Here is a 22,263-nt window from a genome sequence, read left to right as displayed (position 1 = left end):
CAAAGGGATGAAGGCTGCATCGCAGCCCTCATCTTTGCTTTTAAATCTTACACGCGCCGCCTTCGCAGCCGTCGTCTTGTGGTTCAGCGAGCAGGTCGTCCTGCGCGTCTTCTGCACCGTCACGGGTGTTTTGGTAATACAGCGTTTTTACGCCGAATTTATAAGCCGTGACCAGATCTTTCAGCAACTGTTTCATCGGCACTTTGCCTGATGGGAAACGCGACGGATCGTAGTTAGTGTTGGAAGAAATCGCCTGATCGACAAATTTTTGCATAACGCCAACCAGTTGCAGATAGCCATCGTTGCTCGGCATCTCCCACAGCAGCTCGTAAGCGTCTTTCAGCGTTTCGTATTCCGGCACAACCTGGCGCAGAATACCGTCTTTGGATGCTTTAACGCTGATGTGACCGCGCGGTGGTTCAATACCGTTGGTCGCGTTGGAGATTTGAGACGATGTCTCTGACGGCATCAGTGCAGACAGCGTGGAGTTACGCAGCCCGTACTCTTTGATGTCGTTACGCAGTGCTTCCCAGTCATAATGCAGAGGTTCATTGCAAATTGCATCGAGATCGCGTTTGTAGGTATCTATGGGTAACACACCCTGAGAGTAGGTGGTTTCATTAAACCAGGGGCAAGCGCCTTGTTCACGAGCCAGCACATTGGATGCTTTCAGCAAATAGTATTGAATCGCTTCAAAGGTGCGATGGGTGAGGTTGTTCGCACTACCATCGGAATAACGCACACCATTTTGGGCTAAATAGTAAGCGAAGTTAATCACGCCAATACCGAGAGTACGACGTCCCATGGCACCACGCTGTGCGGCAGGAATAGGGTAATCCTGATAATCCAGTAAAGCATCCAGCGCGCGTACGGCCAGCGTCGCCAGCTCTTCCAGATCGTCTAAGCTGTTGATGGCACCGAGGTTGAAAGCAGACAGCGTACACAGCGCGATTTCACCGTTTTCGTCGTTAACATCGTCCAAAGGTTTGGTCGGGAGTGCGATTTCCAGACACAAGTTCGACTGGCGAACGGGAGCGATCTGCGGATCGAACGGGCTGTGCGTATTGCAGTGGTCAACGTTCTGAATATAGATACGGCCGGTGGAGGCACGTTCCTGCATCATCAACGAGAACAGTTCAACAGCTTTGATACGCTGTTTGCGAATGCTGCCATCCTGTTCATATTGCACATACAGACGTTCGAACTCGTCTTGATCGGCGAAGAAGGCGTCATAAAGCCCCGGTACGTCAGAGGGGCTGAACAGAGTGATCTCTTCACCTTTTACCAGACGCTGATACATCAGTTTATTCAACTGTACGCCGTAGTCGAGGTGGCGAACACGGTTACCTTCTACGCCACGGTTATTTTTCAGCACCAGCAGGCTTTCTACTTCCAGATGCCACAACGGATAGAACAACGTGGCGGCACCTCCGCGAACGCCGCCCTGAGAGCAGGATTTCACGGCAGTCTGGAAGTGTTTGTAGAAAGGAATACAGCCGGTGTGGAACGCTTCGCCGCCGCGAATCGGGCTACCGAGCGCACGAATACGGCCTGCGTTGATACCGATGCCGGCGCGTTGGGAAACGTATTTCACAATTGCGCTGGACGTGGCGTTGATGGAATCCAGACTGTCGCCGCATTCGATCAGCACACAGGAGCTGAACTGACGCGTCGGCGTGCGCACGCCCGCCATGATCGGTGTTGGCAGGGAAATCTTGAACGTGGAGATCGCGTCATAAAAACGTTTAACGTAATCCAGACGCGTTTCTCGCGGGTAGCCGGAGAACAGACAGGCCGCGACCAAAATGTACAGGAACTGGGCGCTTTCGTAGATATCACCGGTGACGCGGTTTTGTACCAGATATTTCCCTTCTAGCTGTTTAACCGCCGCATAGGAGAAATTCATGTCACGCCAGTGATCGATGAAGGTATCCATTTCGGTGAATTCTTCCTGGCTATAGTCTTCCAGCAAGTGCTTGTCGTACTTACCCAGTTCCACCATTTTAGTGACGTGAGCTAACAGCGTCGGCGGTTCAAATTGGCCGTAGGCTTTTTTACGCAGGTGGAAAATCGCCAGACGTGCGGCCAAATATTGATAGTCCGGGCTTTCACGAGAAATCAGGTCGGCAGCAGCCTTGATAATGGTTTCATGGATATCAGAGGTCTTGATGCTGTCATAAAATTGGATGTGGGAGCGCAATTCCACCTGAGAAACGGAAACATTGTGTAACCCTTCTGCGGCCCAGGTAATGACACGGTGAATCTTATCCAGATTGATTTTTTCTTTTGTGCCATCACGTTTGGTAACGAGCAAGCTCTGGTTCATGAGAAGTAACACCTATCAATTTTTTGCCCTATTGTTCATGCATGCAGAAAGCGACACTTCGGGCACAATTGTGCCTTCTGCCAGAAGCAAACACTATATATAGGGGGTGGGGTTTGGTTTCACAACAAGATAATGATAAATCGGTGTTATTGCAAGTGAACAAAATCGGGGTGCTTTGTGGATAACTTAGGGAGTGAATGTTATTGATTCGCTAACTGCCTGTTTGCTCTGGCTCTCCGTCGTTGTCAACTTGTGAAGAGAAAAAAAGAAATAATTGATTGGTTGCGGTTTTATTGTTCGAGCCGAAAATAGTTATATTGATCAAGTCGTAAAATGAAAAAATAAACTCAGAATAATCTGATGATTTATGCCTCTTTTGCTAACCGCTCTGTAACAACAAAAGTTAATACTATTAGCACTGCGTTCTTACGGTGAAGATCCACGTGGTGAAAACGCAGTGTCAGTAGGGAACCTGGATTGACTTAAGGTTCGCGCCTGGTATGTAGCATGTAATTGACATCCACATTGGAACCCAGTTTGAAATGGTCTGTCAGCGGATTGTAGTGCAGACCCGTAATGTGCTTTTCACGCAGCGACGTCGTATCCACCCATCGCATCAGTTCTGCCGGACGGATGAATTTCTTGATGTCATGTGTGCCACGGGGCACCATTTTCAAAAGGTATTCTGCACCAACGATGAGCATCATCCATGCTTTGGCATTGCGGTTAATTGTGGAGAAAAAGACGTGTCCATTCGGTTTAACCAGTCTGGCGCAGGCCTGCACCACAGACTGGGGTTCAGGCACGTGCTCCAGCATTTCCATGCAGGTCACGATGTCATACTGACCCTCATGCGCCTGAGCGTGAGACTCGACGGTTTCCTGAACATAACTGACCGTCATTCCGCTTTCCAGCGCATGCAAACGAGCAACCTGTAGCGGTTCTGCGCCCATATCTAAACCGGTTACTTCTGCCCCTTCGCGCGCCATGCTTTCAGACAGAATTCCTCCTCCGCAACCAACATCCAATACTTTTTTGCCGAACACCCCTTCTGAACGCTGAGAAATATAGCCCAGACGGAGCGGGTTAATGCGGTGCAATGGTTTAAATTCGCCTTCCAAATCCCACCAGCGAGAAGCGATCGCTTCGAATTTGGCAATTTCCTGATGGTCGACGTTTGGCACTTGGTTTTCTGGATTCATTTAAAATCACGACCTTTTTTATCTTCAATTAAACGCGAGTATATAGGCACCGTTCTTCATGTTGTAGTGATCATCGTCGTAACGAGCGCCGATGGTGGTTGGTGCGTATTCTTTGTCTCTCACTGCTTACATAAAATGCATGATGTCTTTGATTGCGGTAGTTTCCCCCGAAACGGCGGTTTGTGATATAATTTTCCACCTTTTGAACTTTTCACTTTTCTAAATACGGGTAGATGCCTAAATAGAGGGATAGCAGCTCCATGAGCGACCTTGCCAGAGAAATCACACCGGTCAACATCGAAGAAGAGCTGAGAAGCTCGTATCTGGATTACGCCATGTCCGTTATTGTCGGGCGTGCGTTACCAGATGTTCGTGATGGACTGAAGCCGGTACACCGTCGCGTACTCTACGCGATGAATGTCTTGGGAAATGACTGGAACAAACCTTATAAAAAATCGGCCCGTGTTGTCGGCGATGTAATCGGTAAATATCACCCACACGGTGACTCTGCTGTTTATGAAACCATTGTTCGTATGGCTCAGCCTTTTTCACTGCGCTATATGCTGGTTGATGGGCAGGGCAACTTTGGTTCGATTGACGGTGACTCCGCCGCCGCCATGCGTTATACCGAAATTCGCATGGCAAAAATTGCCCATGAACTGCTGGCCGATCTGGAAAAAGAGACGGTTGATTTTGTGCCGAACTATGATGGCACTGAGCAGATTCCTGATGTGATGCCGACCCGTATTCCTAACCTGTTGGTTAACGGTTCTTCCGGTATCGCCGTGGGGATGGCAACCAACATTCCACCGCATAACCTGACGGAAGTGGTAAACGGCTGTCTGGCGTATATCGACGATGAAAACATCAGCCTTGAAGGTTTGATGGAGCATATTAAAGGCCCCGATTTCCCTACCGCCGCGATTATCAATGGTCGGCGAGGTATCGAAGAAGCGTATCGCACCGGACGGGGTAAGATTTATATTCGAGCCCGTGCGGAAGTCGAAGCGGATGCGAAAACCGGGCGTGAAACCATTATCGTGCATGAAATTCCTTATCAGGTAAACAAAGCCCGCCTGATTGAGAAAATCGCCGAACTGGTAAAAGACAAGCGTGTTGAGGGCATCAGTGCGTTGCGTGACGAATCTGATAAAGACGGGATGCGCATTGTTATTGAAGTGAAGCGCGATGCCGTGGGCGAAGTGGTACTGAATAATCTGTATTCTCAGACACAGCTTCAGACGTCATTTGGCATCAACATGGTCGCCCTGCATCAGGGGCAGCCTAAGATCATGCCGCTGAAAGATATTCTGGTTGCCTTTGTCCGTCACCGTCGCGAAGTGGTGACGCGTCGTACCATTTTTGAACTGCGTAAAGCGCGCGATCGTGCTCATATTTTGGAAGGTTTGGCGATCGCATTGGCGAACATCGATCCGATTATCGAATTGATTCGGCGTGCGCCTTCACCGTCAGAAGCAAAGGCCGGGTTGATCGCGACGTCGTGGGAGTTGGGAACGGTTGCCGTCATGCTGGAACGTGCGGGTGATGACGCTGCACGTCCTGAATGGTTGGAGCCGGAATTCGGTATCCGCGATGGCCGTTATTACCTGACGGAACAGCAGGCTCAGGCAATTCTGGATTTGCGTTTGCAAAAACTGACGGGTCTTGAGCATGAAAAACTACTGGACGAGTACAAGGAACTGCTGGTTCAGATTGCTGAGTTGCTGCATATCCTGAACAGCCCTGAACGTCTGATGGAAGTCATTCGTGAAGAGCTGGAAGCGATCAAAACGCAATACAGTGACGAGCGTCGTACCGAGATCACGGCCAACACTGCCGACATCAACATTGAAGATTTGATCAACGAAGAAGATGTGGTGGTGACCTTATCTCATCAGGGCTATGTGAAATATCAGCCGTTGAGTGATTATGAGGCACAGCGTCGTGGTGGTCGGGGTAAATCGGCTGCGCGAATTAAAGAAGAAGATTTCATCGATCGCCTGTTAGTGGCTAACACGCATGATACGATCCTGTGCTTCTCCAGCCGTGGTCGTCTGTACTGGATGAAAGTGTACCAACTGCCGGAAGCCAGTCGTGGGGCTCGAGGTCGTCCGATTGTTAACCTGTTGCCGCTTGAAGCAGATGAACGCATCACCGCGATTCTGCCGGTGCGTGAGTATGAAGAAGGTCGCCACATCTTCATGGCTACCGCTAGCGGTACGGTGAAGAAAACGGCGCTGACGGAGTTCAGTCGTCCTCGTAGCGCGGGGATTATTGCCGTTAATCTGAATGATGGCGATGAACTGATTGGCGTCGATTTGACCGATGGCAAAGACGAAGTCATGTTGTTCTCGGCGGAAGGTAAAGTGGTTCGTTTCTCCGAAGAGGCGGTACGTTCGATGGGCCGTACTGCAACTGGCGTTCGTGGTATCAATCTGCAAGGTGATGATCGTGTCGTCTCGCTGATTATTCCGCGCGGTGAGGGCGATATTCTGACCGTCACGCAGAATGGCTTTGGTAAACGCACCGCGGTTAGCGAATATCCAACCAAATCTCGTGCCACCAAAGGGGTGATCTCCATCAAGGTGAGCGAGCGTAATGGTAAGGTTGTTGGCGCAGTTCAGGTTGACGTAACCGACCAGATTATGATGATCACCGATGCGGGAACGCTGGTTCGTACTCGCGTATCTGAAGTTAGTATTGTGGGACGTAACACGCAGGGCGTGACGTTGATCCGTACGGCGGAAGATGAGAGCGTGGTCGGTCTGCAACGTGTTGCTGAACCGGTAGAAGATGAAGAGTTGGATGGTGTCGCAAATGTTGAAGGCGAAGTCGCCGAAGACGACGATACTGTTGACGACATCGAAGGCGATGATGATATCGTTGAAGATGATGAATAAGGCTTTTCCTTAAACAGGATGAGTCAGACGAAAGCCAGCGTGATGCGCTGGCTTTTTTTATCGACTCTCGGTAGTGTATTCGCCAACGGGTTCTCCCATTACTCAACGGTATCCACTTGAAATATCTCGCCTCGTTTCATACGACCTTAAAAGTTTCTCGTTATTTATTTCGGGTTCTGGCAATTATGCTCTGGTCGCTTGGCGCACTGATATCCGTGTTTTATATCAATAAAGTATTGAATGAAAAAGAATCGGAACTGCGTCAGGAATATAACCTCAGTTTCGATCAAGCCCAAGGGTATATTCGCCATGCGTCGGATATTGTGCGAGAACTTAAATATCTGACGACGAATCGCTTACTGAATCCGATAGAAAAAACCAACCGCCCGATGGATAAGGGTGGGAGCCCGGCTATTTACCCCATTTATCCTGATGCTAATTGTGACGTTAATATGAGGGATAACAATAATCCTCTGGTGGCGTTGAGTGATTTCTTTAACGGCTGGAGAGAAAATTTTTCAGCAGTATACGATCTTAACCGCGTCTTTTTTGTCGGTGGCAACCAGCAATGTATGGTGGATTTTGGTATCCGTAACCAATCACTGGACCGAGATGGTTTGCTTAAAAATGTTCAGAGTCGTTTTCAGGAGCAAAAAAATACCCTTCAGGCTGTGCCACGAGATGAAACGCTTTACTGGATCATTCCTTCACAGGTCTCCGATATTGGTTATTTATATGCGTTAACGCCAATTTATGTGGAGAATAAGCTTGAAGTTATCATGGGAATAGAACAGACCATCCGTCTGGACGATTTTGTCTTGGCAGGGAAATTCCCAACGGGCGTGCAATTAATTAACCAATATAATCAAACCGTTCTACAATTCTCGGAAGGCAATGGTCGCTATATTCCTTCATCCAATACTCATTCGATAGACCATAACTATTTCGGCTATGTGAATGGCTATGATGAAATCATATTGAAAAAAAATCTGCCTCCGACGGCGTTTAGTATTATCTATTCGCTCCCCATGAAAGTCTTGCTGTCCCATATTAATACTCTGATCGTTAATATGGCCTTACTCAATATATTATCGGCCATATTACTGTTTGTTCTGGCATGGATCTTTGAGCGCAAGATGTTATTACCAGCCGAAGTCAATGCTTTTCAGCTTGAAGAGAATGAACAGTTCAACCGTAAGATTGTCGCTTCGGCACCGGTTGGTATCTGTATTCTGCGAATTAACGACGGTACCAATATTCTCAGTAATGAACTGGCCCATAATTATCTGAATTTGCTGACCCATGAAGATCGGTTGCGAATTACCCGTATTATTTGCGAACAGCAATCCAAGTTTGTTGATGTGATGACCAGCCGAAATCATCATTTGCAAATCAGCTTTGTGCACTCCCGTTATCGCAATGAGAATGTGGCTATTTGTGTGCTGCTTGATGTCAGCGCACGAGTGAAAATGGAAGAGTCGCTACAGGAAATGGCGAATGCGGCTGAGCAGGCCAGCCAATCCAAGTCCATGTTTCTGGCGACCGTTAGTCATGAATTGCGTACGCCGCTCTACGGTATTATTGGTAACCTTGATTTACTCCAGACGAAAGCTTTACCGAAGGATGCCAACCGTCTGGTCGCGGCGATGACTAACTCTTCCTCGCTGTTATTGAAGATTATCAGCGATATTCTCGATTTCTCTAAAATCGAGTCTGAGCAGTTGAAGATTGAACCCTGTGAATTTGCGCCGCATGAGGTCATCAGCCATATCACCAGTAACTATTTGCCGCTGGTGGTGAAAAAGCGCCTCACGCTATATTGTTTTATCGATCCGAATGTTCCGGCCAGCTTGTCTGGCGATCCAGTGCGTCTACAGCAGGTGCTCTCCAACTTACTCAGCAATGCCATCAAATTTACCGATACCGGATGCATTATTTTTCAGGTGGGATGCCGGGATGGTTATCTGGAATTTCTGGTTCGTGACACCGGGGTAGGGATCTTGCCACGTGAAGCGACAAGACTTTTTGACCCTTTTTTCCAGGCGGGGAGTGGGGTACAGCGTCATTTTCAGGGAACAGGGTTGGGGCTGGCTATTTGTGAAAAGCTGGTCAATCTGATGGATGGCGATATCTCGATTGAATCGGAACCTGGGTTGGGAAGCCAGTTTGGTATCAGAATTCCACTTTATAAAGCACGCAATATTCCTGTACCGATTAATGTGAATTTACAGGGGAAGGTTTGCTGGCTGATGGTGCGTAATGTCCGGTTAGAGTCTTATTTGGTCGCTTTTTTACAGGAACATGGGCTGCAGGTGTTGCGTTATCAGCATCAAACGGTAGGCCGTGACGATGTGATTATCAGTGATTATGAGGTTTCTGATTTGCCAGATTCCCGTGCGCAGATTGTAATCAGCGGTTCACATACGGGCTCTGCGCAGGAAATTACCCCCGGACGGTGGTTACAGAGTACGTCAATGCCGCAGGGGTTGCCGGGATTGCTTGAAAGGATATATCGCCCGCAAACGGAAGATGCCCGGTCAACGGCACTTTCGACGCCGTTGACCCATTATAACCGCACCGAAAATGGCGACATTATGATCCTGGTTGTTGATGATCACCCGATTAACCGGCGGTTGCTGGCGGATCAATTGGGATCGCTGGGGTATATGGCTATGACGGCAAATGACGGGGTTGATGCGCTGAGTGTATTAGGCAAGAACGATGCCGATAGACAGCAGCATCCTGATAAGAATGCGATTGATATCGTCCTGACGGACGTCAACATGCCGAATATGGACGGCTATCGATTAACCCAGTGCTTGCGGGAACAGGGGCGGAATTTCCCGGTTATTGGCGTGACAGCAAACGCGCTGGCAGAAGAACGTCAGCGTTGTTTACAAGCGGGGATGGATAACTGTTTGTCCAAGCCAGTCACGTTGGATACGTTGCAGCAAACGTTATCTTATTATAGTAATGTGGTGCGGCGAGCCCGGAATGCATCAGTGGTTTGACGCTTCGCTTGTAGCAGAGTAGATACCTGTGCATCAGAACACCCCGTTGTGGTTAGCGCACAACGGGAGTGGTATGAGTGATAGGATGAATCACTCTTTTTCTGATGAGGTTGCGCCACCGTTTACGGAAGAAAGATAGTTCAGTAAGGCAATATCGTTATCGACGCCCAGCTTTGTCATAGCAGATTTTTTCTGGCTGCTAATGGTTTTGATACTGCGATTCAGCTTCTTGGCAATCTCGGTGACCAGAAAGCCTTCGGCAAATAAACGCAGAACTTCGCTTTCTTTCGGCGACAGGCGTTTGTCGCCGTATCCGCTAGAGTTGATTTTTTCCAACACTCTGGAAACGCTTTCTGGCGTAAATTTTTTGCCTTTCTGTAATGCAGCCAATGCCTTAGGTAAATCGGTCGGCGCACCTTGCTTCAGTACAATTCCCTCGATATCCAGATCCAGAACCGCGCTTAAAATCGCTGGGTTATTGTTCATGGTGAGAACAATGATGGAAAGATGGGGAAAGTGGCGCTTAATGTATTTAATTAAGGTAATGCCATCACCATATTTATCGCCAGGCATCGATAAATCGGTAATTAAAACGTTGGCGTCCAGTTTTGGCAGGTTATTGATCAGCGCGGTTGAATCCTCAAATTCACCCACGACGTTGACCCACTCAATTTGTTCAAGCGATTTTCTGATGCCAAAAAGAACGATAGGATGATCGTCGGCAATAATTACGTTTAGGTTACTCATCGGTTAGGTTACTCATATTGTTGGCTACCTTGCTGTATCTTCTTCCTCTATCAAGTGGCAGGCGTATCATTTTCCTGCTTCTTGAAATCTGTAGGAGAAAGTAATGCACTGACAAAACGTTCAATTTCTTGAAGATCATTTTCAATCTGTGCACTATCGTGCGCGGTAATATGCTGTTCAAGCTGCTCACACAACTGTTTGCCAGGATGCAGATTTAACATCGCAAACACGCCTTTCAGCCGATGTGCCGTCTGTGAAAGTGATATAAAATTACCTTCTTCCACTTCAGTATACAGCCTCTTTAAATCATCGGGTACTGTCTCAATGAATAGAGAATAATAGTCACTTGATGCGAGCTGACTGGCGTAAAACGTATTATCGTGCTCATCATTTGTTGCCGCGACATCGGATGTCGCGTCCAGTTGTTGTTCAATCAACTTTAGTAAAGCTTCCAGCAAAAGTTGGCTGATATTATAATTTGTCCGCAGTCGATGGGGACCAAGCGGAATTAATGCCAGAGCATCACCACTGAGTAATATGGAGTATTCTGTGGTGATTTCCGGATCGTCGGTGATGCAAATATCGGCGTCCTGATTAATCTGTCGTTCATCACGAATAAGGTAGCTGGCTCCCCATCCGGTGAGAAGTGGGCAGACAATACGCTGAATCTCATCGGCCGTAATATCCAGCAGAATAGTGATGCCATCCAGAAGTTTTTCTTCCTCAGGCTGAATCGTCTCCGGCTTCATGTTTATTGTCAGAATATAATGTGTCCCAAGCCCCTGTTTACTCTTGATATCCAATTTTCCACCGAGCTTGTGGCACAATTGATTACACAGGAAAAGCGTGAGCCCTGAGTTTTGTCCAAAGCGATCGGCGGCGGTCGGTGTCAGGAACGGATGATTCAAATTATCTTGTGCGGTGCCAGACATTCCCATCCCGGTATCGCTGATTTGAATGATCAGTTTTTCCGGTATGGTTTGATCACGCGTCACGGAAACGGTAATTTTTCCATATTCCGTATTCGTAATGGAATAATTCATCAGGAGTGAAAGGGTTTTTTTCAACAGTTCACTATCACCGATATAGGTTTGATTGATGTCCAACGCATAGTGGCTGAACAGATTTAACCCTTTCTGATTAATACGGGGGAGCCACTCCAGCAAGAGGCTATCCATGACGGTGAGCGGTGAGAAACTTTCATTAACCTGTTCCCACTCCTGAACTTCAAGTTTCTCTTGTAAGGCAATGTTATCCAATAGTTCAATAGCGCAGGCTGTCTCTATTGTCAGCTGTTCAATGTGCTGTTGTTGTTCGTCTTTATTGTGGGTTGCCGTCATCGCTTGCAAATTGTTATGCAACGCCAGCAAAGGGTGTTTAAATTCGCTTAGTAAATTTCTGAATAGCCGCTTTCTGGCCTGTACGTTTTTTTCATATTCACGCTGTGCCAGTTGAAGCTTGCGGTTAACCAGAATTTCTTTATCTTGCTCTCGCAGTAGAAACAGGCAGTAATCAGAGGAGTATTGGCTGCGGAACTGACGAATTTCAAACATTTCGTTATTCACTGTAACCTGAATCACGCCCTGATGTTCGTCTGCCATATTGGCGACTTTTTGTAAACTCAGGTGTGGCAATAAATGTTCTGCCAATTCGTTCTGGACGATAACTTTATTGTTGCCAAAATCATAAATCAGCACGCCCATCGGAATACGACCGATAGTCTCATGATAAATATTCAGCTGCTTCCTCAATTTATGAGAAAGATCCTCGCCCGGATGGGAATATTTGCGCCGGAAAAGATAGAAACCCACAATAAAGGCGATCAGTAATGCCAGGTTAAATAATAATGGCCAAATATTGCTGTGCAGCATATCGATAAGCAGCACTTTTATCGGAATTTGAAAGACGATTTTTACAGGTGCATTGACCAGCGATGATGATATTTCAATGGTTGAACCATTGAGCTGGATATCGGAGACATCCTCGCCGTTGTTCGTATCAATACTGTTATTGGTCGAGGGGGTATCTTGTCTTAGCTGGAGGTTTTCACGTGGTAGAACGGTTGGAATCAAATCATTAATCGGTAAATCGAAAGCGATAATCGTGGCCAAATGCCCAGGCTGATTGAACGTTGTGCGCAGTGTAAAATAATAATCGTTGTAAAAACGTAGTTTACGTAAGGGAGAGAAACTCTCCCGTTCATCTAGCGCGTTGGCCTGCTGTAGCATTTCTGCGCGGCGGGTTTCCGCAATGGCTGTGATGTAACTACCACGAAACTGAGATGAAATATCTTTCAACGTTTGAGTTGAGATCATCGTCAGGCTGTTATCGATCCCATTCAGATAGTACATAGAGTAGACATTGGTTTCTGCTCCCCACAAAATATCCAGTGAGCGCGAGATCCGACGAACGGAATGTAACGTAGACGTATCATGTTGACCGAATATCAACGCATCTGTTTTCTGCCCGTTCTTTTCGACGTAAAAGACATTCGGCATGAGATTAATTGCGTTAATATTGTCGCTGTTAGCAGGGAGATCGTTATTCAGACCCCCATATATCTGATAAGTAAAAAATCGGTACGTATCAATACGTTTTTGCACGCTATGCGTCAAATCGAGCAGGGCATGTTTTTTTTCTGTCAGCCAGTTACTCAGATAATGGTAGCCAAATGTCCCGCTAACAAGGCACAGCAGTAAGCTAAGCAGGGCAAAATAACGCACGATGATGGCGGGCATTGATTAAGGCTCCAGAGGTCGGGTAATGGCACGTGCACTGATGCAAACAATCAATAACAGCAACGCCACACAGCCAAAAGCGAGTGACAGACTACTAAGTTGGGCGATGAACCCCAATAACGTCGGACCAACCAGAATACCAGCATAGCCGACGGTGGTAATGGCAGCGATAGCCAGGTTCGCAGGCATAATTTTCTGATTCCCCGCTGCACTGAACAAGATCGGTACCACGTTTGAGGCCCCAATCCCCACCATGACAAACCCCGCAATTGACGTCAGTACATTGTCGATACTGATGGTTAATAACAGACCTAACGCGGCGCAAAGGCTGCCGCCAGCAAGGATAGCGTAACGGCCAAGCGCATTCACCACCCGATCGCCGTTTAGCCTGCCAAGCGTCATCGCAACAGAAAATGCAGCGTAGCCGACACCCGCTTGTGTGCTGCTCAGATGACGTTCGGCCGTTAAAAATAGCGCGCTCCAGTCGAGAATGGCTCCTTCAGCCAGAAACATGATGAAGCATAGCAGGCCAATAAACATCACCCAGCCGCGTGGTATCACAAAAAGTGGGTCGCCCTTGTTTTTATTTGTTGTTCGTAGCAGATGAGCGTGAGCTATCGACATAAAAACGATCAGTAATATGACAATAGCGAGAATCGCCATCAAGGGTGATAACCCCAACCACAGTAAAGCACTTACACCACCGGCACCAACAATCCCTCCCACGCTAAAGAAACCGTGGAAACCAGACATCATCGCTCGACCACTGGCTCGTTCGACGATGACAGCCTGAATATTCATTGATACATCAATCATACCAATGGTTGCGCCAAAAAAGAGCAGAGTAACAGCCATCGTCGGGAACGTATTGGCCTGAGTGAGCATGGGTAAAATGGCGCACAGCAACGCACTGGCGATCAGGATAACGGTACGACAACCGAGCTTACTCGTCAGTAATCCGGTAAATGGCATCGCCAGTAATGATCCAATCCCCAGAGAGAGTAACAGCATACCTAACGTTGCATCGTTAATGTCCAGACGATGCTTTACAAAGGGAACCAGAGGTGCCCAGGATGCCATCACAAAACCCGCGACAAAAAAACTGATACGTGTCGCGGCTTGGGCTTTTCGTCCAGGTTGCTGGTCGGTATGGGATGATTCGGAATTCAGCGCTGTACTCATATTGTTGATGACACTATCAGTGTATATCCGTTGTCTTTCAAATTGCATGTGCATTGGCTTTGTTATTGACCCGTCCGTGAGGCGGGTTATACAACGCTCAGCGTTTGGGTTGTCCAAGATAACAACTGTTTATCCTGCAATTCGAATCGTTAGGAGCTAGAAATAACATGGGCTCCTTTCTACCATAATTACCGTAGTGGATCGAAGGATTCATGATCTACCGGCGGTACGCCACTGGATTATCAGATAAGTTAACGTAAGTTGTATGAAAAATGTTCGCTTGCTACGTCTTTGGTCTGATCTGATGACAGATAGGGGGGGCTAAAAGATGGCAATACAACGCCGCATTGAAGAGTGGGAAATAAGGCATAAAAAAAGCCGGTAAAAACCGGCAAAAGAAATAAAATCAATTAAAGCAACAATGATGATTGATGAGTGTAATTTTAATATACGACTCTGTTTTGTCGTTTCATGCGATCGAAATACGGATAGTATTTGAATACTACATTCATAAGGGAACAATCACGCTTGGTAATAATATTACGCCCAATAGGATAATTGAAATATAATGATGTGATTTGGTTTTTTATTGTTAAATATCAATTGATTGTGTTTTTATTGTGTCGTTGGTATTTTTCCTTTTGCGCAGTTTTAGCTTTAATTGTCAATACGTTTCATTCTTGTTTTTTGAGTGAATTTATCAATGATAAGATTCACCTATTACTGTTATTGTTATTTCCAATCATTTTTTTAATACCTTAAACCGTTCTCCTTTCTGCGATGCAAATTATTTGGAGTATACAGTGACAAGTACAGCTTACAGGTCATCGGCGTATGGCGAATATATAACCCGCGTTAAAAGGAAGGGCGACGTTATCCGTCTGATTTGTGAACTCGATAGCCCAGCGATCGGGATAACTCTCTTTTATCCTGAATAACCTCTCACCCAAATTACTTTCTTTTACCGTATAATCCTGGGTTTTACGTTAGGTTACCGGGGTTAGGGTGGAACAACTTTCTGACCTGTTGCGCCATATGCAGCAGGATTTACGCGAGCCGCAGCCTGAAAATACGGGGTTCAGACAGATAACATGGACATTGACGCTTAGTGAACCGTCCGAGTTATTATCATGGTTGGCCACTCAGCCGGCCTATCCCCAGTTTTACTGGCAACACCGGCAGGAGAACGAAGAAGCGGCAGTGTGCGGTCAGGTGTGTGGTTTTCACCATATTCAGGAAGCGGAACGTTTTCTTTTGCAGCACAATTGCGATCGTCATGTGCGTATTTGGGGATTAAATGCCTTTAATCAATCGTTGCATGACGAGTCATCTCGCGTTTCTCCCAGTTATCTTTTCCTGCCGCGCGTGGAGTTGTTGCGTCAGGATATGACGCTTAGCCTGAGCATAAATTTATTCAGTGAGACATCGTTACAACAGGATGCTGATGAAGCGGCGGCATTTATCAAATTCTTGCTGCCAATGTGTCCACTACCGCCGTTGCAGGCAGACGTCAGCACGGTGCAACATCAGCCGGATCGCCAAAATTGGATCGCGTTGTTACAACGGGCGTTACGCGATATTACGTCGGGCGTGATGGAAAAGGTGGTATTGGCGAGAGCGACCACGTTAACGCTAAAACAACCATTGCAGGCCACCACGTTTATGGCTGCCAGTCGTGCGGCTAATCATCACTGTTTTCATTTTATGTTGGCCCACGATGCCCGACAGGCTTTCCTCGGTTCGAGCCCTGAGCGGCTATATCGCCGCGATGGAACCCAGCTTGAGACAGAAGCTCTGGCTGGCACAGCGGCCAGCGATAGGGACGATAAAAAAGCAGCCGCATTCGCGCACTGGTTGATGAAAGACACCAAGAACCAGTGCGAGAACATGTTAGTGGTAGACGATATCTGCCAGCGGTTACAGCAGTCGGCGTTATCGCTGGATGTGACGCCGCCGGAGGTGGTGCGGTTACGTAAAGTACAGCATTTGCGCCGTACGATTCAGGCGACGTTGAAACAGCCGTCAGATACGGCTTGTCTCGACGACTTGCAGCCGACAGCCGCGGTTGCCGGATTACCTCGGCACATCGCGCGGCAATTTATTGCTGAAAATGAACCTTTTGAACGCCGCTGGTACGCGGGTTCTGCGGGGTATTTATCTCGTCAACAGGCCGAGTTTTGCGTTGCGCTACGTTCGGCAGAGATTAATGACAACATTCTGACCCTGTATGCAGGGGCTGGTATTGTGGCTGGATCTGATCCAGAACAAGAATGGCAAGAATTAGAAAACAAAGCGGCGGGCCTGAAGTCTCTATTAGACGGTGATATGTCATAGTTTTGTTTTATCTTTGTTGTGCCTGGCACGGGTTTATATCAAAGTTGGTGCCGTGAAATAAAATATAATGAGTGTTAGAAACCGCAACCTAAGCTGTTGAGTAAATCATGGCAACAAGTGTATTTAATCGTCGCTGGGCCGCGTTGCTGCTTGAAGCGCTGACGCGTCATGGTGTCCGCCACATTTGCATCGCGCCTGGTTCCCGTTCTACGCCGTTGACGTTGTCAGCGGCTGAACACCGTGCGTTGATTTGTCATACCCATTTTGATGAACGTGGACTCGGGCATTTGGCGTTGGGGCTGGCAAAGGCTTCCCATGAACCGGTCGCGATTGTAGTGACCTCTGGTACGGCCGCTGCGAATCTTTATCCGGCCATCATCGAAGCGGGCCTGACGGGGGAGCGACTGGTTGTGTTGACAGCCGATCGGCCACCGGAACTGATTGACTGTGGCGCGAATCAGGCTATCCGCCAGAACGGGTTGTACGCTTCTCATCCCACGGTTGCGTTGAATTTGCCCCGACCTACACCGGACATTCCCGCGCGTTGGCTGGTTTCCACATTAGATAGCGCGATGGCGCAATTGACTCATGGCGCATTGCACATTAATTGCCCCTTTGCTGAACCTCTTTATGGTGCAAACGACGAGACGCTGTTTCGTGATTGGCTGTCGGCGTTGGGGCATTGGTGGCAAAGCGAAGAACCTTGGCTGCGTGAAATACGTCAAACGACATTACAGGTTCAATCTGACTGGCATAACTGGCGGCAGAAACGAGGTGTGATCATTGTTGGCCGTGTTAGCCCGGAACAAGGCGCAGAGATCGCTCGCTGGGCCCGGCAATTAGGCTGGCCGTTGATTGGCGATGTGCAGTCACAGAGCGGTCAACCCTTACCTTGTGCAGATATTTGGTTGGCGAACCCTACCGCATGCGAACGATTGCAGCAGGCAGATATTGTCGTGCAGTTTGGCGGTAGCCTGACCGGAAAACGATTGTTGCAGTGGCAGGAAAAATGTCAGCCACAGGAATTTTGGTTGGTGGACACTTTGCCGGGACGACTTGATCCTGCGCACCATCGTGGCCGTCGTTTGATTGCTGATATCAGCGATTGGCTGGTGGCACATCCGGCTATTTCACAACGTGGTTGGGCAGATGACTTAAGTGAGATTGCCCAATATGCGCAACGGCAGACGAGCACGTATTTGGCCGAACGTTTTGGTGAGGCTCAGCTTGCGCAGCGAATTCCACAATTGCTCCCGCCAAACGGTCAGTTGTTTGTCGGAAATAGCCTAATCGTGCGGCTAATCGATGCATTAGCGCAATTGCCTGCGGAATATCCCGTCTATGGTAACCGCGGTGCTAGCGGTATTGATGGATTAATCTCGACGCTGGCTGGCGTTCAGCGAGCGACGGGTAAGGCAACGCTTGGGATCGTGGGTGATCTTTCGGCATTATACGATTTGAATGCGCTGGCGTTATTGCGTCAATCGCCTGCTCCTCTGGTTTTGATTATCGTGAATAACAACGGCGGGCAAATTTTTTCGCTGTTACCGACGCCGCCTGAACAGCGGGAAACCTTTTACTGTATGCCACAACATGTTGAGTTTGGTCATGCCGCCGCGATGTTCGGGCTTAACTATGTGCGGGCCGAAAGGTGGGAACAGATAGCAGATACGGTTGCCAGCAGTTGGGTCGAGGGAGGCGTGACGCTGCTGGAGGTGATTGTTCCACCGAAAGCGGGAGCGGAAACACTAAACGAATTGGTTTCTCAGGCGGCGACGTGGTCGAATTAAGATGCCAACGGTTAGTACCATCGACACCCTTGTCCGATCAGCCGTGGCTGATCTGTCTTCATGGTTTGCTGGGTAGTGCCGAAGACTGGCAGCCTATTCTTCCTTACTGCGATCAACTTCCCCTACTGCTGATTGATCTGCCTGGGCATGGCGCATCACAAGATGTGAACGCGGTGGGTTTTGCACAAGTCAGCCAGCAACTGACATTGACGTTAGCGCAGCAAGGCATTGATCGTTATTGGCTGTTGGGCTACTCACTAGGAGGGCGAATAGCCATGTATCATGCCTGTTTTGGCCAACATCATGGTATGCAGGGGCTATTAGTGGAAGGCGGTAATCCAGGCCTTGAGGATGTACGCCAGCGTGAAGCTCGTTTATTACATGATGCTCGTTGGGCTCAGCGTTTTCGTCATGAAGTGATTGAGGCGGTATTAAATGATTGGTATCAACAAACGGTGTTTGCCGATCTGGATGCCAGTCAACGCCAGAAATTAATCGCACGGCGTTGTCACAATCAAGGTGCCGCAGTGGCGGCTATGTTGGAAGCCACATCATTAGGGCATCAGCCGTGTCTGGTAGACAAACTTCGACAGTTGACGATCCCATTTGGTTATTTGTGCGGCGAGAGAGACGCGAAGTTTCAAGCGTTGGCAATGCAATATGCGTTGCCGTTATTGCGTGTGACGCAGGCTGGCCATAACGCGCATCAGGCAAATCCGGCGGAGTATGCCGCCCGGATACTTTCTTTTATTTCGCATCCCGTTAAGGATTAATACCTATGCTTTATCCCAGTGAAGAACTGCTTTATGCCCCGGTTGAATGGCACGATTGCAGCGGCGATTTTACCGATATCCTATTTCATAAATCGACGGATGGTATAGCCAAAATCACCATTAATCGTCCACAAGTCCGTAATGCTTTCCGCCCGCAGACGGTGAAAGAGATGATCCATGCGTTGGAGAATGCGCGTTACGATGATGGGATTGGCGTGATTATTCTCACGGGAGCAGGAGATAAGGCATTTTGTTCCGGTGGTGATCAGAAAGTACGCGGCGACTATGGCGGTTATCAGGATGACAGCGGTGTGCATCACCTGAACGTATTGGATTTCCAACGTCAGATTCGTACCTGCCCTAAGCCAGTGGTGGCGATGGTCGCAGGGTATTCCATCGGTGGTGGGCATGTTCTGCATATGATGTGCGACCTGACCATTGCGGCTGAGAACGCCATTTTTGGGCAGACCGGTCCGCGAGTGGGGTCTTTTGACGGCGGCTGGGGTGCTTCCTACATGGCACGTATCGTGGGACAGAAAAAAGCCCGTGAAATCTGGTTCTTGTGCCGCCAGTATGATGCTGCCCAGGCACTGGATATGGGGTTGGTTAATACCGTGGTTCCGTTGGCCGAATTAGAAAAGGAAACCGTGCGCTGGTGCCGTGAAATGTTGCAGAACAGCCCAATGGCTTTGCGTTGCCTGAAAGCAGCGTTGAATGCCGACTGTGATGGGCAAGCCGGTTTGCAGGAGTTGGCTGGTAATGCCACCATGCTGTTTTATATGACTGACGAAGGTCAGGAAGGGCGTAATGCCTTTAATGAAAAACGCCAACCAGATTTCAGCAAATTTAAACGGAATCCGTAATGCGCCAGGTTAAGGTATATCGTTACTGTGTGCCGATGGAAGCGGGCGTGGTGTTACGTCATCAGCGCCTGAAAACCCGCGATGGATTGATCGTGTGTTTACAACAGGGTGAGCAACAAGGTTGGGGCGAGATCGCCCCCCTGCCGGAGTTTAGCCTGGAAACGTTGGCCGAGGCCGAGTCAGCCACGCTTGAGCAGCTTAAGCGCTGGTTGGCGGGCGATGCGTTGTCTGATGATTTGCCGCCGTCCGTTGCGTTTGGGTTGAGCTGCGCACAAGCGGAACTGGATCAACAGTTGCCGACAACGGCGGATTACCGTAAAGCACCGTTGTGTAATGGCGATCCTGACGAGCTATTTGCCATGCTTCAGGCTTTGCCCGGTGAAAAAGTGGCAAAGGTGAAGGTGGGGCTGTATGAAGCCGTGCGTGATGGCATGATCGTTAACGTACTGCTAGAAGCATTACCCGACCTGAAATTGCGTCTGGATGCCAACCGGAGTTGGACTCGAACTAAGGCGGATGGATTTGCTCGTTATGTTGCGCCAGAATTGCGCGCCCGTATCGCGTTTCTCGAGGAACCTTGCAAGACACGTCAGGAATCTCGTGAGTTTGCGCAGGAAACGGGTATTCATATCGCCTGGGATGAAAGTGTTCGCGAAGCCGATTTTTGTGTGGAAGCGGAACCGGGCGTGAGCGCGATTGTGATCAAACCAACCCTGGTTGGGAGCCTTGCCCGTTGTCAGCAACTCGTGCAGGAGGCTCATCAAGTCGGGCTGACGGCGGTGATCAGTTCCAGCATTGAGTCCAGCTTGGGGCTGACACAGTTGGCACGGTTGGCACATTGGCTGACGCCAGACACCATTCCGGGTCTGGATACGCTGGAATTGATGCAGTCGCAGATAATACGTCCCTGGCCTGACAGTTCGTTGCCACTGTTGTCGGTCGAGCAATTGGAACTAGTATGGCAATCCTGACCGACTGGCCTTGGCATTATTGGGCCAGACAGACGCCGCTTTCCACTGCATTGATCGAGGGAGAAACGCATTGGAGCTGGCAGCAGCTTGCCATTCGAGTGAATCAACTGGCCGCCAGCTTTACACTGCAAGGCGTGACTCCCGGCAGTGGTGTGGTGTTACGCGGTAAAAATAGCATGACAATGCTATGCAGCTATCTTGCTCTACTGCAATGTGGTGCGCGCTTATTACCGCTTAATCCTCAGTTACCTGAATTTTTAATCGCAGACCTGCTGCCTACGCTTAATATGCAGTATGGCCTGTGTTCGGATCAGCTATCGTTGCCATCTGACTTGATCGTTTTATCCTGTGAGTCAGATACACCTTCTTCAGCTTGTCCGCCTGCCCAGCCGAGTTGGCAACCCGACCAATTAGCAACACTGACGCTGACTTCTGGTTCCAGTGGAATGCCTAAAGCCGTTGCTCATACCTTTGCTGCCCATCTGGCCAGCGCAGAAGGCGTGCTGGACTTGATGGCCTTCTCCGCCGAGGGCCGTTGGCTCTTATCATTGCCGTTATTTCATGTCTCCGGTCAGGGGATTGTATGGCGGTGTCTGGTCGCTGGGGCGACCATCGTTGTCCGTGTGCAGCAATCGCTGGAGTCGGCTTTAGAGGGCTGTACCCATGCCTCTTTGGTGCCGACCCAACTCTGGCGACTGTTAGTCAACAATACTCTGCCATCCTCGCTCAGATCGGTGTTGTTAGGGGGGGCAATGATCCCGTTGGCACTGACACAGCAGGCCGAGTCTCACGGCGTACGTTGCTGGTGTGGTTATGGTCTGACGGAATTAGCCTCCACGGTATGTGCTAAACGTGCAGACGGCTTAGCTGGCGTGGGGTTACCACTGCGCGGACGCGAAATTCGTCTGGTGGGTGAGGAAGTGCTGTTGCGTGGACGTACGCTGGCTTCTGGCTATTGGCGTGATGGTCAACTTGTTCCGTTGGTCGATGAAGAAGGGTGGTTTCATACGCGAGATCGTGGCGCGTTTGACGCGGGAGAATGGCATATTCTTGGGCGTTTGGATAATCAGTTTTTCAGCGGTGGGGAAGGCATTCAGCCGGAAAATATCGAGGCGGTGCTGTTAACTCATCCAGATATTCAGCAAGCTTGTGTGGTACCCGTCGATGATCCTGAATTTGGCCAGCGTCCGGTTGCCGTCGTGGACGTTGCGGAGAATACGGCGCTGGATACGATCCGTGATTGGCTGTTGCCGCAACTCGCTGGGTTTCAGCGTCCGATTGCTTATTATGTGCTACCTGCAGAATTGAAAAATGGCGGCATCAAAATCTCTCGCCAGCAAGTTAAGGTATGGGCGCAAACAGAATATCAAAATCGTGCTGGAGCATAAGGACGATTGCGGTAAAATCACGCGGGATAGGCGTTGAG

Annotated in this window: 13 protein-coding genes; 8 read left to right on the top strand and 5 right to left on the bottom strand. The window is 48.9% G+C overall.

Annotated elements, in window-relative coordinates; genetic code table 11:
* Nucleotides 1-40: 40 nt before the first annotated feature.
* Both nrdA and ubiG read right to left on the bottom strand, forming a co-directional pair.
* Nucleotides 41-2,326 (bottom strand): class 1a ribonucleoside-diphosphate reductase subunit alpha, encoded by a 2,286-nt coding sequence (gene nrdA / locus ACKPVM_RS01815; protein ID WP_409306431.1) that lies wholly within the window; start codon nt 2,324-2,326, stop codon nt 41-43.
* A 482-nt stretch (nt 2,327-2,808) separates the two neighbouring features.
* Nucleotides 2,809-3,528, bottom strand: coding sequence for a bifunctional 2-polyprenyl-6-hydroxyphenol methylase/3-demethylubiquinol 3-O-methyltransferase UbiG (gene ubiG / locus ACKPVM_RS01810; protein ID WP_409306430.1), 720 nt, complete (start codon nt 3,526-3,528; stop codon nt 2,809-2,811).
* A gap of 260 nt (nt 3,529-3,788) precedes the next feature.
* On the opposite strand from ubiG, the gene gyrA reads away from it, so the two are divergent.
* Entirely contained in the window at nt 3,789-6,428 is a 2,640-nt protein-coding gene (gyrA, locus tag ACKPVM_RS01805; RefSeq protein WP_409306429.1) for a DNA topoisomerase (ATP-hydrolyzing) subunit A, read from the top strand.
* A 116-nt stretch (nt 6,429-6,544) separates the two neighbouring features.
* Nucleotides 6,545-9,439, top strand: coding sequence for a two-component system sensor histidine kinase RcsC (gene rcsC / locus ACKPVM_RS01800; protein WP_409306428.1), 2,895 nt, complete (start codon nt 6,545-6,547; stop codon nt 9,437-9,439).
* A 90-nt stretch (nt 9,440-9,529) separates the two neighbouring features.
* On the opposite strand, the gene rcsB is transcribed toward rcsC, so the two are convergent.
* The 3 genes from rcsB to ACKPVM_RS01785 are packed head-to-tail and all read right to left on the bottom strand — an operon-like array spanning nt 9,530 to nt 14,094.
* Nucleotides 9,530-10,186: a response regulator transcription factor RcsB gene (gene rcsB / locus ACKPVM_RS01795; protein WP_409306427.1), complete on the bottom strand. Its 657-nt coding sequence runs from the start codon at nt 10,184-10,186 to the stop codon at nt 9,530-9,532.
* A gap of 50 nt (nt 10,187-10,236) precedes the next feature.
* Complete coding sequence (gene rcsD / locus ACKPVM_RS01790; RefSeq protein ID WP_409306426.1) at nt 10,237-12,924, bottom strand: phosphotransferase RcsD; 2,688 nt, start codon at nt 12,922-12,924, stop codon at nt 10,237-10,239.
* 3 nt (nt 12,925-12,927) lie between these two features.
* On the bottom strand, nt 12,928-14,094 hold the full coding sequence (locus ACKPVM_RS01785; RefSeq protein WP_409306499.1) for an MFS transporter: 1,167 nt from the start codon (nt 14,092-14,094) through the stop codon (nt 12,928-12,930).
* Between the two features lie 1,017 nt (nt 14,095-15,111).
* Here ACKPVM_RS01785 and menF point away from each other — a divergent pair.
* The 6 genes from menF (at nt 15,112) to menE (ending at nt 22,225) form a co-directional block, all read left to right on the top strand.
* The gene (gene menF, locus ACKPVM_RS01780; RefSeq protein ID WP_409306425.1) at nt 15,112-16,440 is read left to right on the top strand and encodes an isochorismate synthase MenF; all 1,329 of its coding nucleotides are present in this window, start codon (nt 15,112-15,114) and stop codon (nt 16,438-16,440) included.
* Nucleotides 16,441-16,547: 107 nt separating this feature from the next.
* Nucleotides 16,548-18,230 carry a 2-succinyl-5-enolpyruvyl-6-hydroxy-3-cyclohexene-1-carboxylic-acid synthase gene (gene menD / locus ACKPVM_RS01775; RefSeq protein ID WP_409306424.1) on the top strand — a complete coding sequence of 561 codons (1,683 nt, stop codon included), beginning with the start codon at nt 16,548-16,550 and terminating at the stop codon, nt 18,228-18,230.
* Nucleotides 18,218-19,003, top strand: coding sequence for a 2-succinyl-6-hydroxy-2,4-cyclohexadiene-1-carboxylate synthase (gene menH, locus ACKPVM_RS01770; RefSeq protein WP_409306423.1), 786 nt, complete (start codon nt 18,218-18,220; stop codon nt 19,001-19,003). Before menD ends, menH begins: the two co-directional genes overlap by 13 nt.
* A gap of 5 nt (nt 19,004-19,008) precedes the next feature.
* The gene (menB, locus tag ACKPVM_RS01765) at nt 19,009-19,866 is read left to right on the top strand and encodes a 1,4-dihydroxy-2-naphthoyl-CoA synthase (RefSeq protein ID WP_409306422.1); all 858 of its coding nucleotides are present in this window, start codon (nt 19,009-19,011) and stop codon (nt 19,864-19,866) included.
* Nucleotides 19,866-20,837, top strand: a complete 972-nt coding sequence (gene menC / locus ACKPVM_RS01760) for an o-succinylbenzoate synthase (protein WP_409306421.1) — start codon at nt 19,866-19,868, stop codon at nt 20,835-20,837. The genes menB and menC overlap by 1 nt, the downstream gene beginning before the upstream one ends.
* A complete protein-coding gene (menE, locus tag ACKPVM_RS01755; RefSeq protein WP_409306420.1) occupies nt 20,825-22,225 on the top strand; it encodes an o-succinylbenzoate--CoA ligase in 1,401 nt (466 codons plus the stop codon). The genes menC and menE overlap by 13 nt, the downstream gene beginning before the upstream one ends.
* Nucleotides 22,226-22,263: the final 38 nt, after the last annotated feature.

It is taken from the genome of Pectobacterium hainanensis (genome assembly GCF_046237015.1).
Taxonomy (GTDB): domain Bacteria; phylum Pseudomonadota; class Gammaproteobacteria; order Enterobacterales; family Enterobacteriaceae; genus JBJYIN01.
This window is presented reverse-complemented; position numbering and strand designations above follow the sequence as displayed.

Excerpts from the sequence above, each read along its gene's own strand:
- menC (WP_409306421.1), top strand. The coding sequence starts at position 19,866 with ATGCGCCAGGTTAAGGTATATCGTTACTGTGTGCCGATGGAAGCGGGC.
- nrdA (WP_409306431.1), bottom strand. The coding sequence starts at position 2,326 with ATGAACCAGAGCTTGCTCGTTACCAAACGTGATGGCACAAAAGAAAAA.
- menB (WP_409306422.1), top strand. The coding sequence starts at position 19,009 with ATGCTTTATCCCAGTGAAGAACTGCTTTATGCCCCGGTTGAATGGCAC.
- rcsD (WP_409306426.1), bottom strand. The coding sequence starts at position 12,924 with ATGCCCGCCATCATCGTGCGTTATTTTGCCCTGCTTAGCTTACTGCTG.
- gyrA (WP_409306429.1), top strand. The coding sequence starts at position 3,789 with ATGAGCGACCTTGCCAGAGAAATCACACCGGTCAACATCGAAGAAGAG.
- menE (WP_409306420.1), top strand. The coding sequence starts at position 20,825 with ATGGCAATCCTGACCGACTGGCCTTGGCATTATTGGGCCAGACAGACG.
- ubiG (WP_409306430.1), bottom strand. The coding sequence starts at position 3,528 with ATGAATCCAGAAAACCAAGTGCCAAACGTCGACCATCAGGAAATTGCC.
- menD (WP_409306424.1), top strand. The coding sequence starts at position 16,548 with ATGGCAACAAGTGTATTTAATCGTCGCTGGGCCGCGTTGCTGCTTGAA.
- rcsB (WP_409306427.1), bottom strand. The coding sequence starts at position 10,186 with ATGAGTAACCTAAACGTAATTATTGCCGACGATCATCCTATCGTTCTT.